Raw genomic sequence first — 1111 nt, forward strand, 5'->3', positions numbered from 1 at the left:
TAGGTCTTTCGCTCTTGCATGGAACCTCCTGATTGGGCGAATCATATCGCCCTTAAGAGGTGTCCGGGATCATTAAGCCAGTTCAGCCCGGCTCCCACACGTTTTGCGCCTGACTCACGCACTGGGTGCTTTATCAAACCTGTGGGAGCGAGGCTTGCCCGCGATGCAGACGACTCGGTTTGTCAGCTAGACCTTGTCGTCGTTCATCGCGAGCAAGCTCACTCCTACAGGTGAGTACCTCTATCTGAGCGGCGCCTGGGCCGAGCCGCATCCGGACGATAAAGGATAACGCGGTGTGTCTTCCAGCAGCGTCTCATGTATCGCGGGCAAGCCCTAATGCCAGTCAGTTAAGGAATTGACTTGTCCGTCCACCGAGAATAAAAAACGGGCTCCGTCGATCAGAGCCCGCTCCATGCCCCTTCAGAGCACTTTTCAAGAGATCATCAAACTCATCCGTCGATCAGAGCCCGCTCCATGCCCCTTCAGAGCACTTTTCAAGAGATCATCAAACTCAATCCTGTTTCTTTTGAGCGCTTTGTTGAGCTCATTGATCCTCTCTGGATTGAACAAGCGCTGACATTAACGGGGACCGTATCGATTCGTCGCCGACGATTGCCTGCTGACCGCATCGTCTGGCTTGTGGTGGGATTGGCTCTGTTCAAAAATGAGCCGATTTGGCTGATTGTCCAGCAGTTAGGTTTGGCGCTCAATGACGGGAAAGTGCCCGCGCCAAGCGCCTCCGTTCAGGCTCGCCAACGATTGGGTGAAGCACCATTGGCGGCACTTTTTACACAATTGGCTGAGGCGTGGGGGCAAGCCAAACAACCCGCTACGGCAAGCTTTTTTGGGTTACGCAGCTTTGCCGTAGATGGTGTGGTGTGGTCCACGCTTGATACGCCTGAAAATCGTCAGGCTTTTGGTGGTGGGCGTACCCATTCCGGCGACGGTGCTTGGCCACAGGTGCGCGGCGTCTGCTTGATGGATACGCACACTCATTTAATACGGGCTGCCAATTTCGGCGAGTTTTCAACTGGCGAGCTGAGCCACGCTCGTGGGTTGGAAAAAGCAGTGGATGACTATTCGGTTACGATCTTTGATCGTGCGTACTATT

The 1111-nt window shown here is 54.3% G+C and carries 1 protein-coding gene; it reads left to right on the plus strand.

What is annotated here, in order from left to right:
* Positions 1 to 474 precede the first annotated feature (474 nt).
* Positions 475 to 1111: transposase domain-containing protein (locus AO242_RS21950; protein WP_176560684.1), on the plus strand; the 637-nt coding region annotated here is incomplete at its 3' end.

Source organism: Pseudomonas sp. ICMP 561 (genome assembly GCF_002699985.1).
Classification (GTDB): domain Bacteria; phylum Pseudomonadota; class Gammaproteobacteria; order Pseudomonadales; family Pseudomonadaceae; genus Aquipseudomonas; species Aquipseudomonas quasicaspiana.